General features: G+C 73.0%; 21 protein-coding genes. 7 read left to right on the top strand and 14 right to left on the bottom strand.

Features of this window, described 5'->3' with window-relative positions; translation table 11 throughout:
- Positions 1–410: 410 nt before the first annotated feature.
- Positions 411–1,916, bottom strand: a complete 1,506-nt coding sequence (locus ACWENQ_RS33965; RefSeq protein ID WP_452417870.1) for a golvesin C-terminal-like domain-containing protein — start codon at positions 1,914–1,916, stop codon at positions 411–413.
- Between the two features lie 218 nt (positions 1,917–2,134).
- On the opposite strand from ACWENQ_RS33965, the gene ACWENQ_RS33960 reads away from it, so the two are divergent.
- Positions 2,135–4,060: a family 10 glycosylhydrolase gene (locus tag ACWENQ_RS33960; RefSeq protein ID WP_452417868.1), complete on the top strand. Its 1,926-nt coding sequence runs from the start codon at positions 2,135–2,137 to the stop codon at positions 4,058–4,060.
- A gap of 105 nt (positions 4,061–4,165) precedes the next feature.
- Here ACWENQ_RS33960 and ACWENQ_RS33955 read toward each other — a convergent pair whose 3' ends face one another.
- Entirely contained in the window at positions 4,166–4,819 is a 654-nt protein-coding gene (locus tag ACWENQ_RS33955) for an acVLRF1 family peptidyl-tRNA hydrolase (RefSeq protein ID WP_452417866.1), read from the bottom strand.
- A 98-nt stretch (positions 4,820–4,917) separates the two neighbouring features.
- On the opposite strand from ACWENQ_RS33955, the gene ACWENQ_RS33950 reads away from it, so the two are divergent.
- From ACWENQ_RS33950 to ACWENQ_RS33930, 5 genes are all read left to right on the top strand, one after another.
- A complete protein-coding gene (locus tag ACWENQ_RS33950; RefSeq protein WP_452417865.1) occupies positions 4,918–5,718 on the top strand; it encodes a PIG-L deacetylase family protein in 801 nt (266 codons plus the stop codon).
- 141 nt (positions 5,719–5,859) lie between these two features.
- Positions 5,860–7,341: a nitrilase-related carbon-nitrogen hydrolase gene (locus ACWENQ_RS33945; RefSeq protein WP_449925606.1), complete on the top strand. Its 1,482-nt coding sequence runs from the start codon at positions 5,860–5,862 to the stop codon at positions 7,339–7,341.
- On the top strand, positions 7,325–8,446 hold the full coding sequence (locus ACWENQ_RS33940; protein WP_449925608.1) for a sensor histidine kinase: 1,122 nt from the start codon (positions 7,325–7,327) through the stop codon (positions 8,444–8,446). Before ACWENQ_RS33945 ends, ACWENQ_RS33940 begins: the two co-directional genes overlap by 17 nt.
- Positions 8,447–8,453: 7 nt before the next feature.
- The gene (locus ACWENQ_RS33935; RefSeq protein WP_452417863.1) at positions 8,454–9,140 is read left to right on the top strand and encodes a response regulator; all 687 of its coding nucleotides are present in this window, start codon (positions 8,454–8,456) and stop codon (positions 9,138–9,140) included.
- 123 nt (positions 9,141–9,263) lie between these two features.
- On the top strand, positions 9,264–10,325 hold the full coding sequence (locus ACWENQ_RS33930; protein WP_452417862.1) for an EAL domain-containing protein: 1,062 nt from the start codon (positions 9,264–9,266) through the stop codon (positions 10,323–10,325).
- A 26-nt stretch (positions 10,326–10,351) separates the two neighbouring features.
- Here ACWENQ_RS33930 and ACWENQ_RS33925 read toward each other — a convergent pair whose 3' ends face one another.
- The gene (locus ACWENQ_RS33925) at positions 10,352–10,936 is read right to left on the bottom strand and encodes a TetR/AcrR family transcriptional regulator (RefSeq protein ID WP_449925617.1); all 585 of its coding nucleotides are present in this window, start codon (positions 10,934–10,936) and stop codon (positions 10,352–10,354) included.
- Between the two features lie 31 nt (positions 10,937–10,967).
- Between ACWENQ_RS33925 and ACWENQ_RS33920 the strand changes: the two genes are divergently transcribed.
- On the top strand, positions 10,968–12,233 hold the full coding sequence (locus ACWENQ_RS33920) for an aminotransferase class V-fold PLP-dependent enzyme (RefSeq protein WP_452417860.1): 1,266 nt from the start codon (positions 10,968–10,970) through the stop codon (positions 12,231–12,233).
- 7 nt (positions 12,234–12,240) lie between these two features.
- On the opposite strand, the gene ACWENQ_RS33915 is transcribed toward ACWENQ_RS33920, so the two are convergent.
- The 11 genes from ACWENQ_RS33915 to ACWENQ_RS33865 all read right to left on the bottom strand — a co-directional run bounded on the left by ACWENQ_RS33915 (position 12,241) and on the right by ACWENQ_RS33865 (position 23,120).
- Positions 12,241–12,843 (bottom strand): response regulator, encoded by a 603-nt coding sequence (locus ACWENQ_RS33915; RefSeq protein ID WP_452417859.1) that lies wholly within the window; start codon positions 12,841–12,843, stop codon positions 12,241–12,243.
- Positions 12,840–13,985 carry a sensor histidine kinase gene (locus tag ACWENQ_RS33910; protein ID WP_452417858.1) on the bottom strand — a complete coding sequence of 382 codons (1,146 nt, stop codon included), beginning with the start codon at positions 13,983–13,985 and terminating at the stop codon, positions 12,840–12,842. Before ACWENQ_RS33910 ends, ACWENQ_RS33915 begins: the two co-directional genes overlap by 4 nt.
- Positions 13,952–14,686, bottom strand: a complete 735-nt coding sequence (locus ACWENQ_RS33905; RefSeq protein ID WP_452417856.1) for an ABC transporter permease — start codon at positions 14,684–14,686, stop codon at positions 13,952–13,954. The genes ACWENQ_RS33910 and ACWENQ_RS33905 overlap by 34 nt, the downstream gene beginning before the upstream one ends.
- Positions 14,687–14,688: 2 nt before the next feature.
- Entirely contained in the window at positions 14,689–15,573 is an 885-nt protein-coding gene (locus tag ACWENQ_RS33900; protein WP_449925630.1) for an ABC transporter ATP-binding protein, read from the bottom strand.
- Positions 15,574–16,027: 454 nt separating this feature from the next.
- Complete coding sequence (hisG, locus tag ACWENQ_RS33895; RefSeq protein WP_449925632.1) at positions 16,028–16,873, bottom strand: ATP phosphoribosyltransferase; 846 nt, start codon at positions 16,871–16,873, stop codon at positions 16,028–16,030.
- A gap of 14 nt (positions 16,874–16,887) precedes the next feature.
- A complete protein-coding gene (locus ACWENQ_RS33890) occupies positions 16,888–17,151 on the bottom strand; it encodes a phosphoribosyl-ATP diphosphatase (protein ID WP_358139153.1) in 264 nt (87 codons plus the stop codon).
- A gap of 47 nt (positions 17,152–17,198) precedes the next feature.
- Positions 17,199–18,302 carry a mannose-6-phosphate isomerase, class I gene (gene manA / locus ACWENQ_RS33885; protein WP_452417854.1) on the bottom strand — a complete coding sequence of 368 codons (1,104 nt, stop codon included), beginning with the start codon at positions 18,300–18,302 and terminating at the stop codon, positions 17,199–17,201.
- Between the two features lie 420 nt (positions 18,303–18,722).
- Positions 18,723–20,750: a DEAD/DEAH box helicase gene (locus ACWENQ_RS33880; protein ID WP_452417853.1), complete on the bottom strand. Its 2,028-nt coding sequence runs from the start codon at positions 20,748–20,750 to the stop codon at positions 18,723–18,725.
- A 315-nt stretch (positions 20,751–21,065) separates the two neighbouring features.
- Complete coding sequence (locus ACWENQ_RS33875; RefSeq protein WP_354907085.1) at positions 21,066–21,428, bottom strand: metal-sulfur cluster assembly factor; 363 nt, start codon at positions 21,426–21,428, stop codon at positions 21,066–21,068.
- Positions 21,429–21,430: 2 nt separating this feature from the next.
- Positions 21,431–21,865: a Fe-S cluster assembly sulfur transfer protein SufU gene (gene sufU / locus ACWENQ_RS33870; RefSeq protein ID WP_183661900.1), complete on the bottom strand. Its 435-nt coding sequence runs from the start codon at positions 21,863–21,865 to the stop codon at positions 21,431–21,433.
- Position 21,866: 1 nt separating this feature from the next.
- Positions 21,867–23,120 carry a cysteine desulfurase gene (locus ACWENQ_RS33865; protein WP_452417852.1) on the bottom strand — a complete coding sequence of 418 codons (1,254 nt, stop codon included), beginning with the start codon at positions 23,118–23,120 and terminating at the stop codon, positions 21,867–21,869.
- Positions 23,121–23,183 lie beyond the last annotated feature (63 nt).

The following is a 23,183-nucleotide window of genomic DNA, read 5'->3' as shown; positions in this document are numbered from 1 at the left end:
GCGGGGGCCGGTCAATCGGGAGTGTGCATGGGGATCAGTGTACGGGCCGGGGCACGCCTCCTCCCCTTGTTAACGGGCTGGGCGGGGCAGGGCTTCCCGTGACGGCGAGAAGGGCGGCCCGCGGGCCGCCCTTCTCCTCGATCTTCGGTTCTCCCCTGAGGGGACTCAGCGGGCCGGACCGGCCGCCCGTCCATGGACCGGAGACAGGTCCGGATCCCCGCCACCCGGCTTCCGCCGCTTCGCGGTCCGGATCCCCGCCACCCGGCTTCCGCCGCTTCGCGGTCCGGTGACCTGGGACACAGCGCCCCGTGAGCCGGGTCAGGGTCCGGGGTTGGGGTCCGGGGGCGGGGCAGCCGGGTCCGGGTCCGGGTCCGGGGCAGCCGGGCCGGGGGCGTTTCGGTGGTGGTCGGTCAGAGGCGGGTGATGCGGACGGCGTCGGCTATGACGTAGCCGGTGCCGGAGGTCCAGCGGCTGACGCCGACGACGTCGCGATCACCGGCGTTGAGCGTGAAGGTGCCGATGCTGCGCCAGCCGCCGCCGCCCGACCGCTGGTCGACGTAGACCGTCTGGTTGCCGCTGGAGGTGGCCACGATGTAGGGGGCCGAGCTGTTGTAGCCCGGGTCGGAGGGGTACCAGACCTCGACCCGGTAGCTGCCCGTGCTGGGCAGGTTGGCCCGGTACCATGCGGGGTCGCTGGCCGCCACGGGGTTGGCGAAGCGGTAGTCGGCGCCGTAGCGCTGGGCGGAGTAGCTGGAGGTGCCCCAGTTGCCGCTGGCGGTGAACGCGCCGGTGTTGTCGATCGTGGTGGACCACGAGCCGCCGCCACCGCCGGTCACGTACGACATGTAGGTGGTCCAGTTCCAGTACTGGCCCGGGTCGGTGTGCGTGGCGCCGGGGACCTCGTTGTGGCCGATGATGTGGGCGCGGTCCTTGGGGATGCCGTACTTGTCGCAGATGTTGCGGGTCAGGGCGGCCGAGGCCCGGTACATCGCGTCGGTGAACCACGAGGCGTCGCTGATGAAGCCCTCGTGCTCGATGCCGATGGAGCGGGTGTTGTAGGACCAGTTGCCCGCGTGCCAGGCGACGTCCTTCTCGCGGACCATCTGGGTGATGGCGCCGTCGGAGGAGCGGACCACGTAGTGCGCCGAGACCTGGGCGCTCGGGTTCTGGAACCAGGAGATCGTCCCGGCGTAGGAGCCCTGGGTCACGTGGATGACCACCCGGTCGATGGCGTAGCTCGACGGACGGCTCGACGCGGTGTAGTTGCTGGAGCTGGCGGGCACCCAACTGGCGTTCGGGTAGTCGGGGCTGGCGGCGGCCACGGCGTTCGTGTCCTTGGCGTTCAGGTCCTTGACCGTGGCGTACCGTCCACGCTCGGCGGTGACCTCCCGGGGGGCCACGCGCAGGCCCTTGGCCTTGAAGCCGAGGCCGAGCATCTCGTAGACGGCGTCGGCGTAGAGGCGGGCGAGCTCGGGCGAGGTGGCGTTGCCGTACGCGGCGACGGCCTCGTACCAGCGGCCCTCCTCCTTCCTGGCGGCCTCGTCGAGGCCGAGGCCGTCGGCGAGGGAGCGCAGGACCGCGGCGCCGCCGAGGATGTTGGCCTCGGTGTCGGCGCGCAGCTTCTCCACCGGCAGGCCGGTGAGTTCGGCGGCCTTCTCCAGCGTGTGCGTGGTGGGGTTGCTGACCAGGTGCATCACGCCGTAGCCGCCGCTGGCGCTCGGCTCGCCGTTGTGGCCGTCGAGGTGGGTCTCGGCGTAGGCGATGGCGGCGAGCAGGTCGCGGGGGACGTCGTGGGCGGCGGCGGCCTTGTCGAAGGCGGCGCCGAGGGGTGTCGCCCGGTCGGCGACGGCAGGCTGACCGGTAAGGACGAGGAGGGCGGAGAGGGCAGAGGCGACAAGAGCGGCTAATCGGGTCATGAGCGCTCCTCGAGCAGGGGGTGTGGCTGCACATTAAGGGCTCTTCATGACAGATGTCGATAATTGACATTACCGCGATTGTGGATGAAAATTTCCGTCCTTCGCCGAGGAGGGGATGACCGCCGGGCGCCGGCCACGCGCCACCCGTCGCCGCGTCGCCCGGCGATCGGGATGAAGACTATTGCGTTCGTCGGCATCTTGGATGAAAAATTCCTTCTGTGACCCGATTAGCGGCGCTCTTCGCCCTCGTGCTCACCTTCCTCGTCAACCCAGCCGCCGTCCCGACAGCCGCCTCCGCAGCCGCCGCTCCCGCCACGGCGGCCTGCGTCCCCGATCCCGCCACGCCCAAGCGGCAGCTCAGAGCCATGTGGATCTCCTCGGTCGCCAACATCGACTGGCCCAGCAGGACGGGCCTGTCCGTCTCCGCCCAGCAGGCCGAGTTCCGCTCGTGGCTCGACCTGGCCGTCCAGAAGCGCCTGAACGCCGTCGTCGTCCAGGTGCGCCCGACCGCCGACGCGTTCTGGCCCTCGCCGTACGAGCCGTGGTCGCAGTGGCTGACCGGCACCCAGGGCACCGACCCCGGCTACGACCCGCTCGCGTTCATGGTCGCCGAGGCGCACGCCCGCAACCTGGAGTTCCACGCGTGGTTCAACCCCTACCGGGTGGCCAACCACGACGACCCCACCAAGCTCGTCGCGACCCATCCCGCCCGCCAGAACCCCGGCTGGCGCTTCGCCTACGGCGGCAAGCTGTACTACAACCCGGGCATTCCCGCCGTCCGCGCCTTCATCCAGGACGCCATCATGGACGCCGTCACCCGCTACGACGTGGACGGCGTGCACCTCGACGACTACTTCTACCCCTATCCGGTCAACGGCCAGACCATCCCCGACGCGGCCACCTTCGCCCAGTACGGCGGCGCCTTCACCGACATCGCCGACTGGCGCCGCGACAACGTCAACCTCCTGGTGCGCGAGCTCGGCCAGCGCATCCACGCCGCCAAGGCGCACGTCGCCTTCGGCATCAGCCCGTTCGGCATCTGGCGCAACGCCTCCACCGACCCGCTCGGCTCGCGCACGTCGGGCCTGCAGTCCTACGACGCCATCTACGCCGACAGCCGGCGCTGGGTGAAGCAGGGCTGGATCGACTACCTGACGCCGCAGCTCTACTGGCACATCGGCTTCGCCGCCGCCGACTACGCGGTGCTCACCGCCTGGTGGTCGGAGGTGGTGCGAGGCACGAACGTGCAGCTCTCCGTCGGACAGGCCGCCTACCGCGCGGGCGCCTCCGGCCAGGATCCCGCCTGGCAGGACCCCGCCGAGCTCAGCGACCACCTGCGCGACAACCGCGGCCACCCCGAGGTGCAGGGCGACGTCTACTTCAGCGCCAAGGACGTGCGGGCCGACAGGATCGGCTCCTTCTCCCTGGTCGTCTCCGACCACTACCGCAGGCCCGCCCTGATCCCGCCCAGAGGTACGGCGTCCGCCCCGCCGTCCCCGACCGGCGTCTCGGCGACCCCGGTGTCCGGCGGGGTGAAGGTGTCGTGGCAGGGCAGCGGCGCCGCCTACGCCGTCTACCGGGGCGACCCCGCCGACCCCTGCCTGTTCACCGACGCCCGCAACCTGATCGGCACCACCCGGGGCACCTCCTTCATCGACACCTCGCCCGGGCCCGGCACGTACCACGTGACCGCGCTCGGCAGAACCCACCAGGAGAGCGCCGCGAGCTCGGGCGGCGGCGGCGGCCCGTTCAGCGTGATCGTCGACGGGCCGGCCGCCGGGTCGGCGTGGGGCACCTCGGCGTACTCCACGCAGCGCTACGGGGCCGACTACCGGTTCGCCGACCCCGTCGCCGCCAGTGACCCGGCCTGGTTCAGGACCACCGTCCCCCAGGCGGGCGCCTACCGGGTGGAGGTCTGGTATCCGGCCAACGCCGGGTACAACAGCGCGACCCCGCACCTCGTGGCCGCCGCGAGCGGGACCCAGACCGTGACGGTCGACCAGCGCGCGGGCGGCGGGCAATGGCGCTCGCTGGGCACCTTCACGCTGAACGCGGGCACGTACAACGTGGTCGGGGTGAGCAGATGGACCTCGGCCACCGGCTACGTCATCGCCGACGCCGTCCGGATCACGGCGACCGGCTGAGGCGGCCGTGCGGAGTGGCCCGCATCTCCGGACGGCGGGTCACTCCGGATCGGCGACATGGATCCGGACGGCAGGTCACTCCGGATCATGGATCCGGACGGCAGGTCACTCCGGATCGGTGACGTGAATCCGGACGGCGCGGAACAGCGCGGGGGTCTCCCGCAGGACGGCGAGTCTGGGGTCGGGCACGGTGAGGAACGGCTCGGTCTCCAGCGCGAACAACGGCGCGAGGCGCCGGTCGGCACGCATCGCGTCGACCGCCTTCCTGTCGCCGCCGAACACCACCCCCGCCAGCGCCTCCAGGTGCGGCGACAGCGCCTGGAGCGCGGTGTCGGCGGCGGCCTGCCAGACCTGGTCGGCCTGGTTCTGCCTGCGCCTGGCGAAGCGCTGCTGGGACCAGCCGCCGGCCGCCGTGCGGCCCTGCACGTAGCGGGAGCCGACCTTGGAGGCGACCAGTTCCGAGCCGTGGAAGACGCCCGCCGCGTAGCCGCCGAGGCGGACGAGCACCACCCCGACGAGCCGGTCGGCGCGGGCGTGCGTCACCAGCCGGGCCACCCTCGGCGGGCCCTGCGGCAGCGGCGGGAACGGGGCGTGGCACGCGGCGATCGCGCCGTCGGCGGCGGCCAGCCGTACGACATGGGTGTCACCTGTCGCCTCGAAGGGGCCGTGCCGGTCGGCGAAGCCGTCGATCCAGCGCTGGACGCGCTCGGGGGGCACCGACACCCACCGTCCCCCGCCCTTCGCCGGTCGCGCCTTCACCCTGGCAGCGTACCGGTGCCGGGGTGAAGATCCGCGAAGTCGGCCGGCGAAGATCATCCAGTGGCTACGCTGGGTGGCTTCACGACCCAGGGGGACGCATGGCAACAGTCGTGGCATTCCACGCGCATCCGGACGACGAGGCCATCCTGACCGGCGGCGCGCTGGCCCGTGCCGCCGCCGAAGGCCACCGCGTGGTGATCGTCGTCGCCACCGACCACATGGGGGCTGCCGCCGACGGCGACACGACGCGCATGGACGAGCTGCGCGCGAGCGCCGCCGTCCTGGGCGTCCACCGGGTCGTCCACCTCGGCTACGCCGACAGCGGCCACGGCGCGATCCTCTACCCCGATCCGCCGGACCGCGCCCGTTTCGTCGCCGCCGACCCGGCCGAGGCCGCGGGCAGGCTCGCGGCGATCCTCACCGAGGAGCGGGCCGACATCCTGCTCAGCTACGACGCCAACGGCGGGTACGGCCACCGCGACCACGTCAGGGTGCACGAGGTCGGCAAGCTCGCCGCCGCCGAGGCGGGGGTGCCGCGCCTGCTGGAGGCGACCCTCCCCCGCGACATCGTCGCCCGGCTGATGACCGCGGCGCGCGTCCTGCGGCTGCCGCTCCGCTACGACCCCGACGCGCTCAGCCGCGCCTACAGCCCCCGCGAGGCCATCACCCACCGCATCGACGTACGCCGCTTCGCCCGGCAGAAGCGCGACGCGATCGCCGCCCACCATTCGCAGGTGGCGGGCCGCGGCAGGCCGGCGCCCGTCATGCGGGCGCTCCTCCGGCTTCCTGTCCCCGTCTTCGGGTGGGTGCTCGGCAGGGAGTGGTACGCCGAACCCGCCGCGGGAGCGGGACCGGGGCGCGTCCTCGACGACCTGTTCACCCCGGCCGCGCCGCGCTGACCCTTCGGCGGCCGCCCTCGATCACCGGCTTGACGTCGATGACCGGCGGGGGACGCGATGTCCGTCACCCGTGCGGATGAGGGCGGGGATCATCCGCCTGCGCGACGCGCCCGGCGCGGTCCCCGGCCGACCATGGCGGGCATGAATCGTCTTCTCCTCCTGATGCTCACCGCGCTGTCGGCCGTCCTGCTGGCGTTCGGGACGGGGCTCACGCCGGTGTGGTGGTGCGCGTGGATCGCGGCCCTTCCCGTGCTGGCCGTGGCCGTCAGATCGGGCCCATGGACCCGCACGGCCGCGGGCACGGCCGCCTGGCTCGGCGGCCAGACGCCGATGTGGGGCTACTACCTCGATGTGCTCGAGCTGCCGCCCGCGCTCGGGGCGGCGCTGATCGTCGGGACCTCGCTGCTGTTCGGTCTGGCGGTGCTCGCCTTCGGGGCGATCGCACGGCGCGGCAGGCCGCTCGTCGCCGCGCTGGCGTTCGGCTCGTCCTGGGTGGCGGCGGAGTTCGCCGTGTCGCTCACGCTGCCGCACGGCGCCTGGTGGAGCATGGTCTACTCGCAGGCCGACGTCCTGCCGGTGCTCCAGCTGGTGTCGCTGACCGGCCCGTGGGGCGTCACCTTCCTGCTGCTGGGCGTCCAGGCCGTCCTGGCCGGCCTGCCGTGGACGGCGGGCGGGCTGCTGCGGGCCGCCGGAGCGGCGGTCGTCGTGGCACTCGTGACCGGCTACGGCGCCGCACGGCTGGCCGCCGCGCCCGGCGCGGCCGGCGGTACGACGCGGGTGGCGCTGCTGGCCACCGACGAGCCGAACGACACCGTCCCCGTCGGCACCCCGCAGGGCAGGACGCTGGTCGCGCGCTACGTCGGCGCGCTGCGCAAGCTGCGCGCCGACGTCGTCGTCCTGCCCGAGAACACCTTCGCCGCCGACGCCGCCACCCTGCCGGCGCTCGCCCGGCCGCTGGGCGCGCTGGCCGCCGAGCGCCACGCCACCATCCTGGTCGGCCTCACCCTCGCCGACGGCGACGTACGCGGCAACAGCGCGCTCGCCTTCTCCGGCAAGGCCGCCCCGGTCCGCTACGACAAGCGACATCTCATCCCCGGCATCGAGTCGGCGTACGAGCCGGGACCCGCGGACGCGGTGGCCTTCCTCCCGGGATCAGGCGGCCGGTGGGCCATCGCCATCTGCAAGGACCTCGACTTCACCGCGCTCGTGCGCGACTACCGGCGGCGCGGCGCGACCGCCGTCTTCGCCCCCGCGTGGGACTTCCCCGGCGACGCGTGGATCCACAGCAGGATGGCGCTGGTGCGCGGGGTGGAGAACGGCATGACCGTCGTGCGCGCGCCCAGGGCGGGCATCCTGCTGGCCAGCGACGCCTACGGGCGGGTGCTCGCCGAGGCCCGCACCGGGCCGGGCTTCGCCTCCGCCGTCTTCACGCTGCCCGCGCCCGTGGCGGCCACGCCGTACAGCGTGCTCGGCGATTGGCTAGGCTGGGCCGGCCTCCTGCTGCTGCCCCCGACCCTGCTCGTCGGGCTGCGGGCCGCAGGGGACGGAAGGGATGGCGATGGTGCGCGCGGCCGGCTCGGCTCCGACCGTTCCGCGAAGCGGGCTCATGCGGTTCGCCCGTAGCCTGCCCACACCGCCCGCCGGGCTGGTCGACGCCGTGCTGGCAGGGGCGGTCACCGTCGCGACCGTGGCGCCCACGCTCCTGCCCACGCCCGCGCCGTGGTGGGTGGTCCTGTCCGCGGTGGCCTCCGGCGTGCCGCTCCTGTGGCGGCGGCGCGCCCCCGTGCCGGTCTCCGTCGTCTCCGGACTGGCCATGACCGCGATGGTGCTGTGGGAGAAGCCGTTCCTGCCGTGGGGGCCGCTGCTGGGCGTCTACACCGTCGCCGAGCTGAGCGGCACCACCGTACGGCTGCTCGCCGCGCCCGTCGTCGGGATCGCCGTCTACGTGTCGCTGGCCGTACCGCACGAGGAGAGCGAGGTCTACCGGATGGTCGGCACCGCGTTCGTGGCCGCCTGGGCGCTCGGCGCCGGGGCGCGGGCGCGGGCCGCGCGGCTGGCCGAGCGGGCCGAGCGCGGCAGGAGGGTGGAGCTGGAACGCGCCGCCGCGGCCGCGCTGGAGCGCACCCGCATCGCCCGCGACGTGCACGACGTCGTCACCCACTCGGTCGGGCTCATGGTCGTGCAGGCCGAGGCGGGCTCGGCCGTCCTCGGCTCGGACCCGCGGCAGGCGCAGGCGGCGCTCGACGCGGTCGCCGACACCGGCAGGACCGCGCTGGTCCAGCTGCGCGGCCTGCTCGACACGCTGCGCCGCGACGACCGCCACGACGCCGACCCGCCGGGACACCCGCCCCCCGGCCTCGACACCCTTCCCGGCCTGATCGACAGGACCCGCCGAGCGGGCCTCGAGGTGACGCTGGAGACCGGCGACGGTCCTCACCCGGTGCCCCGCGAGACGGCCGTCGCCGCCTACCGGATCGTCCAGGAGGCGCTGACCAACGTCATCAGGCACGCCCGAGCCCGCCATGCCCACGTGGCGGTGACCTGCGCGGACGACCTGCTGACCGTCACCGTCACCGACGACGGCGCGGGCGCGGGCCCCGGCGGGCCCGGCGGCCACGGCCTGGCAGGGATGCGGGAGCGGGTCGCCGCCTGCGGCGGCACGCTGCGGGCGGGAACCGCGCCCGGCGGTACCGGGTTCGTCGTCCACGCCGAGCTTCCCCTCCCCTAGGAGTCGCGTGATCAGCGTCCTCATCGCCGACGACCAGGATCTGTTCCGCGCCGGCTTCGCCATGATCCTGGGCGTCCACCCCGACATCACCGTGGTCGGCGAGGCCGCCGACGGCGCCGCCGCCGTCGCGGCGGCCGAACGGCTGCGGCCCGACGTGGTGCTCATGGACGTGCGGATGCCCGGCATGGACGGCCTGGAGGCCACCGCGCGCATCTGCGCCGCCACGAGCGCCAAGGTCCTCGTGCTGACCATGTTCGACCTGGACGACTACGTCTACGACGCGCTGCGGGCCGGGGCGAGCGGATTCCTGCTGAAGGACATCCGCCGCCAGGAGCTGGCCGAGGCGGTCAGGGTCGTGGCCGCCGGAGAGGCGCTGCTGGCACCCTCCGTGACCCGACGGCTGGTGGAGAGCCTGGTCCGCCGCCCTGGGCACGGCGTCGCCCCGCGGCTGGCGGCCAGGCTGGAGCGGCTGACCGACCGCGAGAGCCAGACGCTGAGACTGCTGGCGCGTGGGCTGTCCAACGTGGAGCTGGCCGCCGAGCTCGTCGTCAGCGAGAACACCGCCAAGACGCATGTCAGCCGGATCCTCACCAAGCTGGGGCTGCGCGACCGGGCCCAGGCCGTGGTGTTCGCCTACGAGTCGGGGCTGGTCGTCCCCGGCGCCCCTGCCGACGGCGGCGGGTGGCCGCTCTAGACGGGCCCAGGGCCGCGCCGGGCTGGAGACCCGGTGTGGCGTCCCAGGAACCGGGAGCGAAATGTCGGTGAATTTCCCCGCACCGGGCTTCTGGGCTGCCAGGAGCGGCCCCAGAATTTGGACGTGTCTCCCCAGACTCCCCTGCTTCCCCAGTACGACCAGGAAGCTTCCGCCGCGGTCTCCCCTGTGGTCGACCTCGAGACCGGCGGTGTCATCGCGTTGCACGTGTCCCCTGACGCCGCCGAGATCGGCGCAGGAACCCTTCCCGTCATCCTCGATCTTCCCACCCACATGGTCATCGGCGGCTCGGCCGCGCTCTCGCCGCTGCACGAGGCCCTCAGGAGGTCCGGCAGGCGGCCGAGGGAGGTGATCCTCCAGGTGCACGGCCCGTGCGTGGACGCGGACAGGAAGGCGCTGCTCGTCGGGCTGGACGGCCTGCGGGCGATCGGCTACCTGGTCGCCTTCGGCGGCCTGGGCGTCGGCAGCCTCCCGATGGAGCTGATCATCGAGGCCGCGCCGTACCTCATCGTGCTCGCCCCCGAGCTGGTCGCCCGCGTTCCGCAGGATCCCAGGAGGTCGGCGGCGGGCGAGGCGCTGGCGACGCTGGCGCGCGGCATCGGCGCGCACGTGCTGGCCCCCGCCATCGCGCAGGAGGCCCAGCTGGCGGCCGTGCGCTCGTGGGGCACCCGGCTGGCGGAGGGACCGCTGCTGCGGCCGGGACCGGACGGCCGGGTGCGGGTGCCGCTGCCGGTGCGCAAGCCGTCGCAGGCCGACATGATGCTCGGCCCGCGCGTGCACGAGCTGCTGATGCCGGCCGTGTCGCTGCCCGCCGGGGCGACGGCCGAGGAGGCGGTGGAGGCGTTCGGCACCGAGCCCTCGATCACCAGCGTGATCCTGGTGGACGAGTACCAGCGTCCCGAGGGCAGCCTGGACCGCAGCAGGTTCCTGCTGTCGATCGCGGGGAGGTACGGCCACGCCCTGCACGCCAAGAAACCGGCGCTGCGGCTGGCCGACCCGCCCAGGACCGTTCCCAAGACCACCCCTGCCATCGCCGCGATGCAGGTCGCGGGGCGCGACACCGCCCGCGTCTACGACGACCTGGTGGTGACCGACGAGGTGGGCAGGTGCATGGGGATCGTCAGGGTCAGCGACCTCATGCGGGTGGCCAGCGGGCCGTACCGGTGACCCGCGCGGGGCCGGCCGCGCTCGTCTCAGAGATCCTTCTCCAGGATGACGGCCAGGGCGGCCACCTCGGCCAGCCGTACGGCCGCATCCGGTACGGCCCGCCCCTCGAGCACGTGCCGCCGCGCGGCCGCCACGGGCACGTCGACGAGCGCGAACGTGACCCGCTCCAGCCCGTCGGCGCCCGGCACCCGCTCCGCCAGCTCGCGCAGCGCCGCCATGACGTCGGTGTTGAGCGCGTCGAGCTGCGCCCCCAGCTCGGCCGGCCAGCGCTCGCGCAGCTCGGCCACGTTGTGCGCGAGCAGCAGCCGCGCCTCGTCGGGGTGCTCGGCCGACCAGCGCACCACGTGCGCGGCCGCGGCGCGCACCGCCTCGGCCAGGTCGGGCCTGCGCACGGCGCGCAGGAAGCCCTCCTGGAAACGCCGCACGGCCCTGATCCACAGGTGTGCCAGCAGCAGGTCGCGCGAGCCGTAGCGGTGGTAGATGGATCCGCTCGGCGCGCCCAGGCGCGCGGCGACGGCGGTGACGGTGACGGCCTCGTGGCCGCCCTCCGCGGCGAGCGCCGCGGCGGTGTCGAGGATCTGGTCGGCGCCGAACTTGGCTGGTCTTCCCACATCGGCACGTTAGCGTGCTAGGAAGGAAGTCGTGCTGAACAGGCGGACGTTGCTGGTGGGCGGAGCGGGCGCGACGCTGGCGGGCTGCACCGCGCCCGCCGAGGGCCCGAGGCCGGTGACGGACGACTGGGCCTCGGTGCGCGCGCAGTTCGCCCTCGACGCGAAGGTGGCCAACTTCGCCGCGTACGTGCTGGCCGCCCACCCGGCCGTGGTGCGCGCGGCGATCCAGCGCCACCGCGACGGGCTCGACGGCGACACCGCCGGATACCTGGAGGCCGATGACCGCGACGCCGCGGTCCGGGCGGCCGCCGAGCGCTACCTCGGCGCCGAGGCGGGCCAGGTCGCGCTCACCGACAGCACGACGATGGGCCTGAGCGTGATCTACTCGGGCTTCCGCCTGCGCCCAGGCCAGCACGTGCTGACCACCGAGCACGACTTCTACGCCACGCACGAGAACCTCAGGATGCTGGCCGAGCGCACCGGCGCCCGGGTCACGCGCGTGCGGCTGTACGACGACCCGGCCAAGGCCGACGCCGGGCGGATCGTGGCGGCGCTGAAGGCGGGGCTCACCCCGCGCACCCGGATCGTCGCGGTCACCTGGGTCCACTCCGGCACCGGCGTCAGGCTGCCGATCCGCGCCATCGCCGACATGCTCGCCGAGGCCAACCGCGACCGCGACGAGGCCGACAGGGCGCTGCTGTGCGTCGACGGCGTCCACGGCTTCGGCGCGCTGGCCGACTCCGTCACCGACCTCGGCTGCGACTTCCTGGCCTCCGGCACCCACAAGTGGCTGTTCGGCCCACGCGGCACCGGCATCGTGTACGGCAGGGCCTGGGAGCACGTCGCCCCCATCATCCCGAGCTTCAGCGGCCCGGGCTTCAGGGCCTGGTTCGGCCGTACCGCGCCCACCGGGCCTGGCGGCCTGGTCAACACCCCCGGCGGCTACCAGACCTTCGAGCACCGCTGGGCGATGGCCGAGGCCTTCGCCTTCCAGACCTCGATCGGCAAGCAGCGCGTGCACGAACGGACGATCGAGCTGGCCACCCGCCTCAAGCAGGGCCTGGCCACCGACCGGCGGGTGCGGCTCATCACGCCGATGGATCCGGCGCTGTCGGCGGGGCTGGTGTGCTGCGAGATCGACGGCGTGACGCCCTTCCAGGCGACGGAACGCCTGCGCGCCCGGCGCATCCTGACCAGCACCACCCCCTACCAGCAGGTCTACCTGCGCTTCGGCACCTCGATCCTGGTCAGCCCCGAGCAGGTCGACCAGGCCGTCAAGGCGGTCGCCGCGCTCTAGCGCGGCCTCACAGCCACCCCTGCTCCCTGGCCCGCCGGACGGCCTCCATGCGGTTGCGGGCGTGGGTCTTGCCGATGGCCGACGACAGGTAGTTGCGCACCGTGCCCTCCGACAGGTGCAGGCGGCGGGCGATGTCGCCGATCGTGGCGCCGTCGACGGCCGCCGCCAGGACGTCGCGTTCGCGGGGCGACAGCGGGTTGGGCCCCGCGCTGAGCGCGGCGGCGGCCAGAGCCGGGTCGATGACCCGCTCCCCCTCGTGGACCCGGCGGATGGCGGCCGCCAGCTCGCGCGCGGGGCTGTCCTTCACCAGGAACGCCACGGCGCCCGCCTCCATGGCCCTGCGCAGGTAACCCGGTCTGCCGAAGGTGGTCAGGATCATCACCCTGCATCCGGTGGCGGCGATGGTCGCGCCCGCGGTGATGCCGTCGACGCCGCCCGGCATCTCGATGTCCAGCAGGGCGATGTCGGGCCGTACGGCTGCCGCCACGGCGACGGCCTCCTGCCCGTTGGCCGCCTCCCCCACCACCTCGATGTCGGACTCCAGGTTGAGCAGCGAGGCCAGGGCGCCGCGGACCATGCTCTGGTCCTCCGCCAGCATGACCCTGATCATGCGGGTACCGCCACCCACAGCCGGAAGCCGCCCGCCTCGCGGGGGCCCGCCTCGATCGAGCCGCCCGCCGCCCTGACCCGTTCGGCCAGGCCGGCCAGGCCGCTGCCGGTCGACTCGGGCGGACCGCCACGCCCGTTGTCCACGATCTCCAGCGTGGCCGCCGTCCCGTCGTAGGTGACGTCGATCTGGCAGCGGGTGGCGTCCGCGTGCCGTACGACGTTGGTGACGCCCTCGCGGGCCGCCCACCCGAGCAGGCCGTCCAGGGCCTCGGGCAGCGGGGTGCCCGTGACGCGCACCACCGGCTCGGCCCCCGCGGCCCGCAGCACGGCGCGCGCGTTGTCCAGCTCCTCCGACAGCTCCCGCTGGCGATACCCGGTGACGGCCTCGCGCACCTCCATGAGCGCCTGCCTGGCCACCTTCTCGATGTCGCCCACCTCCTCCTGGACCCGGCCCTCGGCCAGGCGCCCCGCCAGCTCGCTCTTGAGCACGATCAGCGACAGGCTGTGGCCGAGCAGGTCGTGCAGGTCGCGGGCGATGCGCAGCCGCTCGTCGGCCGCGGCCAGCCTGGCCACCTCGTCCTGCGCGGTGCGCAGGCGCTGGGCCAGCAGCCGGGTCCTGCGTACGCCCATGAACAGGATGCCGAGCGTGACGACCTGCAGGCCGAGGATCACGATGGTGGCGGCGTCGCTGCCGGACAGCAGGCCGCAGCCGACGACGGCCGCCAGCATGCCCGCGATGCCCACCGCGGCGGGACGCGGGGACAGGATGAAGGAGTACAGGACGGTCGTGTAGACGGGCAGGGTCAGCCAGCCCTCGCCGAAGACGGCCGCTCCGGCGACCGCGACGACGGTGGTGAGCGCGAGCAGCGGGTAGGTCCAGGGGCTGCGCTCCTCGAAGGTGCGGGGGCCCAGCGTGGTGGCGATGTAGGAGGCGGCGAAGACGACGAGGGTCACGCCGCCCCACGCCGCTCTGGCGCCGGTCACCGCGCCGGTCGCGATCTCCGAGGCGGGGAAGAAGAGGTAGACGAGCCCGACCGACATGCCCGCCAGGCGCCTGCCGCGGGAGGGGACGTCGCCGGCGCCGAAGGTCATCAACGACTGGCCCGAGGTCATCCCCGTACGGTAGCCCTCCGGTACGACCATGTCGCCACCAGCCCCAGGGCCACCGCCCAGCCGAGCACGACCAGCGCGTCCCCGAGAGGCAGGCCGTGGCCCTCGGTGATGCTCCACCCCATCTCGGCGTAGTGGTAGGAGGGCATGAGGTGGGCGATGGTCCTCATCGCGCCGCCCATGACGTCGGCGGGGAACCACAGGCCGCCGAGGATCGCGAAGGCGAACATGCCGATCATGGAGGCGGGCTGGGCCACCTCGGGCGGCAGCAGCGAGCCGATGGTCAGGCCGAGCGCCACGAACGGAACCGCGCCGAGCCACAGCGACAGCACGAGCGGGATCCACTGCCCGGGGGGCAGCGACACGTGCCTGACCAGGATCGCCGCGAGAGCCACCAGGGTGAGCGCGGGAAGGACCAGGGTCATGGCGGCGGCCAGCTTGGTCACGATGATCATCCAGCCGGGCAGCGGGGTGATCTGCAGCTGGCGCAGCCAGCCCGACTGCCGCTCCTGCGCCCACGGCATCGCGGTGCTGACCAGGGCGGCGGCCATCGCGCCGTAGGCGGCCATCGAGACCATCAGGTAGACGTTGGCGGTGACCCCGCCGCTCGCCACCTGGTCGCCGTAGATGCCGGCGTTGATCAGGTAGATCACCACGGGGAAGGCGACGACGAAGATGATGTAGCGCCGGTTGCGCAGCATCCTGACGATGTCGGTTCTGGCGTAGTGGAGCATGCTCAGGACTCCTTGGTGAGGGCCAGGAAGGCGTCTTCGAGGTCGGCACCGTCGAGCCGGAGGTCGCGGACGTCGAGCGTGGTGCCCCGGTAGAGCGCCGCCACCGTCGCGTCGGCGTCGGTGGTGCGCAGCGTGGCCGTGCCGTACGCGATCTCCACGGCGGTGACGCCGGGAAGCGCCGCCAGGCCCGCCGCCGGCTGGGCGCCGATCGAGAAGCGCACGCTCTGGCCGCCCACGGCGGCCTTGATCTGGGCCGCGGTCCCGTCGGCCACCACCCTGCCCCTGGCCACGACGACCACCCGGTCGGCGTGCTCGTCGGCCTCCTCCAGGTAGTGGGTGGCGAACAGCACGGTACGGCCACCGGCCGCGTAGTCACGCATCCCGGCCCAGAAGCGCAGCCGCGACTCCACGTCCATGGCCGCCGTGGGCTCGTCGAGCAGCAGGACCCTGGGCGCCCCTGCGATGGCCAGGGCGAACCTGACGCGCTGCGTCTGCCCGCCGGACAGCCGGTCCGCGCGCCGCTTCGCCAGGTCGGTGAGGTCGGCGAGCTCGAGGGTCTCCTCGAGCCCCATGGGGTCGGGGTACAGCCGCCTGACGAGGTCGACCAGCTCTCTGACGGTCAGCTCGGGGATGAGCGCGCCGTCCTGGAGCATCGCGCCGAGCTCGCCCGCGGCCACGGCCGCGTCGGGGGTCCGGCCTAAGATCCCGATCGTGCCCGAGGTGGGGCGCAGCAGGCCGAGCAGCATGCCGATGGTGGTCGACTTGCCCGCCCCGTTGGGGCCGAGCAGCGCGACCGTCGTGCCCTGCCCGATGGTGAGGGACAGCTCCTCGACGGCGCGGACGTCCCCGTACGCCTTGCTGACCTGGTGGAATTCGATGGCGTTCATGGAGACGACGCTAGAGGCGGCTCCGGCGCGGGGGCAGTGCCGTCTGTCCGGCGCTCGCCATGACATTTGTCAGACGCCACCGGCGCCGCCGCTTCGCCCGCTTTCCGGAGCCACCCCCGGCCGTCGGCCACGGGTCTCCTCAGCGCGGTGACGTCACGGGCCGGATCTCCCGGACGACCAGGAGATCGGCGTCGTGGCCTGGCCTGATGCGGCCTTCCTTGCCCGCCAGGCCGCACACGTCGGCGGCGACCGAGGTGGCGGCGCTCAGCGCGGACGTCCCCGTGACGGATGGCGGCGCCGCCGGATCCCGCCGCGCGGCTTCGTCGTGAATCCGCGCGGCGGCTGCCTGCCACCGGTCAGCCGGCCGTCACCGGCGCCGTGACCGGTCCCGCCAGGCCCGTGACCGATCCCGCCAGGCCCGTGACCGATCCCGCTTGATCCGTGACCTGTTCCGCTAGATGCGGCAGGCGTAGATGTCGGTGACCAGGATGGCGCGCGCGCCGATCTGCCAGAGCTGGTCCATCACCTGCTGGTGGCCCTTGCGCGGCACCATCGTGCGGACGGCGACCCAGCCCTCGCGGTGCAGCGGCGAGATGGTGGGCCCCTCCATGCCGGGCGTGATCGCGCTGGCCTGCTCGATCTGCTCGGCGCGGATGTCGTAGTCCATCATCACGTAGTCGCGGGCGTGGATGACGCCCTGCAGCCGGCGCACGAGCTGCTGCATGCCCTGCGTCTCCGCCGAGCCCTCGCGCCTGATCAGCACCGCCTCCGAGCGCATGATCGGCTCGCCGAAGACCTCGAGGCCGACGTTGCGCAGCGTGGTGCCGGTCTCGACCACGTCGGCGACGGCGTCGGCGACGCCCAGCCGGATGGCGGTCTCGACGGCGCCGTCGAGCTTGATGACGCGGGCGTCGACGCCGCTGTCGGACAGGTACTTCTCCAGCAACCCTGCGTAGGAGGTGGCGATGCGCAGGCCGTTGAGGTCCTGCACGGCCGCCATGGTGCCCGACTTCGCCGCCAGGCGGAAGGTCGAGCCGCCGAAGCCCAGCGGCAGCACCTCCTCCACCGGCGCGCCCGAGTCGAACAGCATGTCGCGACCGGTGATCCCGGCGTCGAGCGTGCCCTCGCCGACGTAGACGGCGATGTCGCGCGGACGCAGGAAGAACAGCTCGCAGGAGTTGTCGGCGTCGACGACGACCAGCTCCTTGCTGTCCTTCCTGGTGCGGTATCCGGCTTCCTTCAGCATGGTGGCGGCGGCCTCGTTGAGGGCGCCCTTGTTGGGTACGGCCAGCCGTAGCATCGTGGACGAACCTTTCAGAGGTACTTGTAGACCTGGTCAAGCCCGATGCCGCGGGCGATCATGAGGCACTGCACGTGGTAGAGCAGCTGCGAGATCTCCTCGGCGGCACGGTCGTCGGATTCGTGCTCGGCGGCCATCCAGCTCTCGGCGGCCTCCTCGACGACCTTCTTGCCGATGGCATGGACCCCGGCGTCCAGCGCGGCCACGGTCCCCGACCCCGCGGGCCGGGTGCGCGCCTTCTCGGACAGCTCGGCGAACAGCTCATCGAAGGTCTTCATGATCTCTCTCGGTGCTCGGTCGATGTGGTCTTCCAGCCTATCGGCCCTCAGACACCGGTAGCGGGGGCGTCCGCCTCCCGAGACGGCTGCGCCCAGAAGACGGTGCCGGAGCCGCGCACCTGGACGGCGGCCTGCGAACCCGGCACGAACGCGGACTCGCCCGGCCGCAGCGTCCGCCCGTCGACGGCGACCTCGCCCTCGACGCAGACGAACACGCGCGGCACACCGCCCTCCAGCGTGACGTCGGGCGCCTGCGCGCGGCCCAGCGCGAACTCGGGGACGGGCACGGTGTAGAGCCCGTCCACCGGCTCGACCCGCAGCGGCTGGGCGGCGAAGTCGGTGATGCGCAGCAGCTCGTCGACGTCGATCGGCTTGGGGGTCAGCCCCGCGCGCAGCACGTTGTCCGAGCCGCCCATGATCTCCACCCCGAACCCGCTCAGGTAGCAGTGGAGCACCCCCGCACCAAGGAACAGCGCCTCGCCCGGCATCAGGTCGTGCCGGTTCATCAGCAGCGGCGCCAGCACGGCGGGGTCGTCGGGATACTGCTCGGCCAGGCGCGTGACGAGGTCGTGGCCACGCCGCCCGGCCGCCGCCGCGACGGCCTCGACCAGCGCCTTGCGCTCCGGCCACTCCAGCAGCAGCCGCAGCGCGCCCGCCGAGTCGCCCGCCTCCAGCAGGCCGACGACCGGCCGGAGCTCCGGCAGTTCGAGCTCGGCCAGCAGCCGCGCCGCCTCACCCGGCGCCCGGAAGCCCGCCAGGCCGCTGAACGGGGTCAGCGCGCAGACCAGCTCCGGCTTGGGGTGGGCGTCAACGTAGGCGCCGCGCGCGTGGCCCGCCTCGGCCTGCTCGGCCGAGGGATGCACCTGCAGCGACAGCACCCGCTCGACCGCGATCAGCTTCAGCAGGTACGGCAGGCGCGCCCCGAACCTGGCCACCGTCCCGGCGCCGAGCTCCGCCTGCGGGTCGGCGGCGATCGCCTGGTCGAGGGTGATGCCGCGCTCCACGAGCAGGGAGGGCCCTGACGGGTGGGCGCCGAGCCACATCTCCGCCTCGGGGTCGGGCGAGGGCGACGGCCGGCCCGTCAGCGTGGCGATGGCGGTGCGGGAACCCCAGTCGTAGTGCTTGACGGGGTTGGAAAGCAGCTCAGTCACGAGATCTCCGATGATGCCCAGAATGCGGCCTGATCGAGACTATCGCGCCCGTGTGAACGGCGACGGAACCCCAGGAAACGGCACCACCCGCGCACGTCGCCCACCTCGCGGAACGACACCGCGGGCACTCCTGCGCGTCCCACCGGCCCTCCCCCGTGCTTCCGGACGAGGGTGCCGCTGTACTCCCGAACGAGCGCGCCGCCCTCCGGACGAGACTGCCGCCGTGCCCCTCAACGAAGGTGGCGTCGTGCTTCTGGACGGGGTGCTGCGGTGCTCCTGAACGAAGGTGGCGTCGTGCTTCTGGACGGGGGTTCCGTCGTCATTTGGGGACCTGGTGAACGTCACAGGGGACCGGGTGAAACGGCGCTGCCCGCCGTACCGCGCCAGCAGGCGGGTACGGCGGGCAGCCGGGAAGGTGGGTCAGCGGCCGAAGCGACGGCCCGGGTTGCCGCGGTCGGAGCGGTAGCCGCCGTTGCCGCGCTCGTCGGAACGGTAGCCGCCGGAGCGGGGGCCCCGGTCGTCACGTCCGGCCGAGAACGGGCGGCCCCGGTGCTCGCCGCGGTCGTCCGAGCGGTAGCCGCCGGAGCGGGGACCCCGGTCGCCGGAGAAGGGACGGCCGCGGTCGTCCGAGCGGAACCCGCCGCGGGAGCCCCTGTCGTCGCGGTAGCCGCCGGAACGGGGCGCGCGGTCGTCGGAGCCGAAGCCGCCGGAACGGGGCGCGCGGTCGTCGGAGCCGAAGCCGCCGGAGCGGAACCCGCCACGGGCACCACGGTCGTCGGAGCGGAACCCGCCGCGCGGCCCGCGGTCGTCCGACCGGTTGCCGCCGCGCTCGCCGGAGCGGAAGTCGCCGCGGTCGTCGGAGCGGTAGCCGCCCTGGCGCCGGTCGCGGTAGGGCGCCCTGTCCTCGCCGAACGTGCGCGGCTCGGTCGAGCCGCCCTCGTGCTGGCGGGACCGGCGCTCGCCGTCGAAGGAGCGGTGCGGGCGCCGCTCGCCACCGAAGTCGCCACGCGAACCGCGGTCGCCGCCGAAGTCGCCACGGGAGCCGCGGTCGCCGCCGAAGTCACGCTGGGGGCGGCGGTCCTCGTCGTCGTGGCGGCGGGGGCGGCGGTCGTCGCCGAACCCGTCGGCCGTACGGCGCGGGCGCCGGTCGTCGCCGAAGTCGCGGCGGCGTCCACGGCGCTCACCGCCATGTCCCGCGCCCTCGCGGCGCGGACGCAGCGGCTTGCGCACGTCGGGCTCCCACACCGGGATGGACTCCCCGCTGGGGGCGCGGGCGCCCGTCACCTCGGCGACACGGTCGTTGCCCGGCGCGGCCTTGAGCCGGAACGGGTGGATGCCCGCCCGGCGGGTCAGCGCGTCGGTGGAGCGGCGCTCGTTCGGCAGGACCAGGGTCACCACGGTGCCCTTCTCCCCCGCGCGGGCCGTGCGGCCACCCCTGTGCAGGTAGCTCTTGTGGTCCTGCGGCGGGTCGACGTGCAGCACCAGGCTGATGCCGTCGACGTGGATGCCGCGGGCCGCGACGTCGGTGCAGACCAGGACGTCGACCTGGCCCTCCTTGAACTCCGACAGGATGCGGGTGCGCTGGTTCTGGCGCTTGCCGCCGTGCAGGCCGCCGGCCTTGACGCCGACGCGGGCCAGCTGCTTGCACAGCCGGTCGACGCCGTGCTGGGTGCGCACGAAGATGATCGTGCGGCCCTCGCGGTTGGCGATCTCGGCGGTGACGTCGAACTTGTCGTCCCGGCTGACCTGGATCACGTGGTGCTCCATCGTGTCGACCGGCGAGGTCGCGGGCGCGATGGAGTGGGTGATCGGGTCCTTGAGGAAGCGCTGCACCAGCTTGTCGACGTCGCCGTCGAGGGTGGCGGAGAAGAGAAGCCGCTGGCCGTCGGCGGGGGTCTGGGCGAGCAGGTCCGACACGACGGGGAAGAAGCCGAGGTCACACATGTGGTCGGCCTCGTCGAGCACGCTGACCTCGACGGCGTCCAGCGAGCACTCGCCCTGGCGCATCAGGTCGCCCAGGCGGCCGGGCGTGGCGATGATGACGTCGACGCCGCGGCGCAGCGCCTCGATCTGCTTGCCCATGGACATGCCGCCGACGACGACCTTCATGCGCAGGCCGAGGCCGCGGCCGAGGGGCTCGAGCGCGTCGTGCACCTGCAGGGCCAGCTCGCGGGTGGGGACGAGGATCATCGCGCGCGGGCGCTTGGGGGCCGGCTTGACGCCGGCGATGCGCGCCATCGTGGGCAGGCCGAAGGCGAGGGTCTTGCCGGAGCCGGTCTGGCCGCGGCCGAGAACGTCAGCGCCGGTCAGCACGTCGGGGATGGTGGCGCGCTGGATGGGGAACGGGCTGTCGATGCCCTGCCGGGACAGGCCGGTCACGAGCGGCTTGGGCAGGCCAAGCAGTTCGAACTCCGGAATGCCGTGCTCCTCGGTGGAGGTTTCGGGCATGGCAGCGTCGAGCATGGTCACGAAGTCGTGCCTTTCAGTCAGAGTGGCCGCGTCACTTCTGCGAAAGGACGAGCCATGTGCGCGGGCGTCTCTCACGCCCGCCTGGGAAGGACGGGGCCGCTATGTCCGGCCCGTCTGCGCGCATCCCATCTGCCGGCCGCAGGCGGCGTTCACGCACAGTGGTGCGTCAGATGCACGTGTTGCCTAACACGCGAGAGGATTGGGGTATTCCCGCGCGGGACGCCGGACCTTCCGGAGCCCTGGCATGCTGAAACGGCCGGCGCCGATATTCGCCGACCGTCGCAGCAAAAAAGATCAGACGTTGAATCCTAGCATACGCAGCTGGTCACGCCCGTCGTCGGTGATCTTGTCGGGGCCCCATGGCGGCAGCCACACCCAGTTGATCTTCACGTCGGAGACCATGCCGTCGAGGGCCGAGTGAGCCTGGTCCTCGATGACGTCGGTCAGCGGGCAGGCCGCGCTGGTCAGCGTCATGTCGATGGTGGCCACCGGCTGGCCGCCCTCGACCGGGTCGAGGTTGAGGCCGTAGACCAGGCCCAGGTCGACGACGTTGATCCCGAGCTCGGGGTCGACGACGTCCCTGAGCGCCTCCATGACCTCCTCGACGGTCGCCTCGCCGTCGAACGCCGACGTAGGCGTCTCCACCGGCTTGCTCATATCTATGCGCTCCTCACAACAGCGTCCTTGTAGGCCATCCAGGACAGCAGCGCGCACTTGACACGCGCGGGGAACTTGGCCACGCCCGCGAAGGCCACCGCGTCGCCGAGCACGTCCTCGTCGGCCTCCACCTGGCCCCTGCCCTGCATCAGCCGGGTGAACTCGTCCACCACCGACAGCGACTCCTCGACCGTCGAGCCGGTGGCCAGCTCGTGGAGCACCGAGGCCGCGGCCTGGCTGATGGAGCAGCCCTGCCCGTCGTAGGAGACGTCCTCGATCTTGCCGCCGTCGCCGAGCTTGACCCTGAGCGTGATCTCGTCGCCACAGGTCGGGTTCACGTGGTGGACCTCGGCGTCGTACGGCTCACGCAGCCCCCGCCCCTGCGGGTGCTTGTAGTGCTCCAGGATCAGCTCCTGGTACATCGACTCGGCGATCATCTCAGGCGAACACCTTCTGCACGTGGTGGAGACCCCTGACCAGGGCGTCTATCTCGCTCGTGGTGTTGTACAGGTAGAACGACGCCCGCGTGGTCGCGGGTATTCCGAACCTCAGGTGGAGCGGCCGCGCGCAGTGGTGCCCCACCCGGACGGCGACGCCGAACCGGTCGTCAAGGATCTGCCCCACGTCGTGCGGATGTATGCCGTCGAGGGTGAACGACACCGTGGCGCCCCTGCCCTCGGTGGAGGCGGGACCGATGATCCGCAGCGTCGGCACCTCGGCCAGGGCCTGCAGCGCGTAGGCCGCCAGCTCCCGCTCGTGCGCCTCGATGGCCGCCATGCCGACGCCCTCGAGGTAGTCGACCGCCGCGCCGAGCCCGATGGCCTCGACGATCGGCGGCGTGCCCGCCTCGAACTTGTGCGGGATGGGCGCGTAGGTCGAGCGGTCCATCCAGACCGCCTCGATCATCTCGCCGCCGCCGAGGAACGGCGGCATGGCCTCGAGCAGCTCCGCGCGCCCCCACAGCACGCCGATCCCCGAAGGACCGAGCATCTTGTGGCCGGTGAAGGCCACGAAGTCGGCCCCGAGCCCGGCCAGGTCGACCGGGTGGTGCGGCACCGACTGGGAGGCGTCGAGCATCAGCAGCGCCCCGGCCGCGTGGGCGCGGCGGGCGATCTCGGCGACCGGGTTGACGGTGCCGAGCACGTTCGACTGGTGGGCGACGGAGACGATCTTCGTGCGCTCGGTGATGACGTCGTCGGCCAGGTCGAGCCGGCCGTCGTCGGTGACGCCGAACCACTTGAGCGTCGCGCCCGTCCGCTGCACCAGCATCTGCCACGGCACGATGTTGGAGTGGTGCTCCATCTCCGAGATGACGATCTCGTCGCCGGGGCCGAGCGTGAAACGGGGGTCGGTGTTGGTGCGGTTGCCGAAGGAGTAGGCCACCAGGTTGAGCGCCTCGGAGGCGTTCTTGGTGAACACGATCTCGTCACGGCTCGGCGCCCTGACGAAGGCGGCGACCTTGTCACGCGCCGCCTCGTACGCCTCGGTCGACTCGGTGCCGAGCGCGTGGTGAGCCCGCCCCACGTTGCTGTAGTGCATCGCGAAGTGCTCACGCATGGTCTCGATGACCTGCGCCGGCTTCTGCGAGGAGTTGCCCGAGTCGAGGTAGACGAGCGGGCGCCCGCCGGACAGCTCGCGGGACAGGACAGGGAAGTCTTTCCTGATCCTCTCCACGTCGAATGCTCCGTTCATCGGTCGCTCACCCCTCTCCGCTCACTACGCCGGGCTCGCTCCGTGCCCATCGGTCGCTCACCA

The organism is Nonomuraea sp. NPDC004354 (genome assembly GCF_053602555.1).
This window is presented reverse-complemented; position numbering and strand designations above follow the sequence as displayed.

Coding starts and splice junctions, on each gene's coding strand:
- ACWENQ_RS33965 (WP_452417870.1), bottom strand. CDS start 1,916: ATGACCCGATTAGCCGCTCTTGTCGCCTCTGCCCTCTCCGCCCTCCTC.
- ACWENQ_RS33950 (WP_452417865.1), top strand. CDS start 4,918: ATGGCAACAGTCGTGGCATTCCACGCGCATCCGGACGACGAGGCCATC.
- ACWENQ_RS33945 (WP_449925606.1), top strand. CDS start 5,860: ATGAATCGTCTTCTCCTCCTGATGCTCACCGCGCTGTCGGCCGTCCTG.
- ACWENQ_RS33940 (WP_449925608.1), top strand. CDS start 7,325: ATGCGGTTCGCCCGTAGCCTGCCCACACCGCCCGCCGGGCTGGTCGAC.
- ACWENQ_RS33915 (WP_452417859.1), bottom strand. CDS start 12,843: ATGATCAGGGTCATGCTGGCGGAGGACCAGAGCATGGTCCGCGGCGCC.
- ACWENQ_RS33910 (WP_452417858.1), bottom strand. CDS start 13,985: ATGGTCGTACCGGAGGGCTACCGTACGGGGATGACCTCGGGCCAGTCG.
- ACWENQ_RS33905 (WP_452417856.1), bottom strand. CDS start 14,686: ATGCTCCACTACGCCAGAACCGACATCGTCAGGATGCTGCGCAACCGG.
- ACWENQ_RS33900 (WP_449925630.1), bottom strand. CDS start 15,573: ATGAACGCCATCGAATTCCACCAGGTCAGCAAGGCGTACGGGGACGTC.
- hisG (WP_449925632.1), bottom strand. CDS start 16,873: ATGCTACGGCTGGCCGTACCCAACAAGGGCGCCCTCAACGAGGCCGCC.
- ACWENQ_RS33890 (WP_358139153.1), bottom strand. CDS start 17,151: ATGAAGACCTTCGATGAGCTGTTCGCCGAGCTGTCCGAGAAGGCGCGC.
- ACWENQ_RS33880 (WP_452417853.1), bottom strand. CDS start 20,750: ATGCCCGAAACCTCCACCGAGGAGCACGGCATTCCGGAGTTCGAACTG.
- ACWENQ_RS33875 (WP_354907085.1), bottom strand. CDS start 21,428: ATGAGCAAGCCGGTGGAGACGCCTACGTCGGCGTTCGACGGCGAGGCG.
- sufU (WP_183661900.1), bottom strand. CDS start 21,865: ATGATCGCCGAGTCGATGTACCAGGAGCTGATCCTGGAGCACTACAAG.
- ACWENQ_RS33865 (WP_452417852.1), bottom strand. CDS start 23,120: ATGAACGGAGCATTCGACGTGGAGAGGATCAGGAAAGACTTCCCTGTC.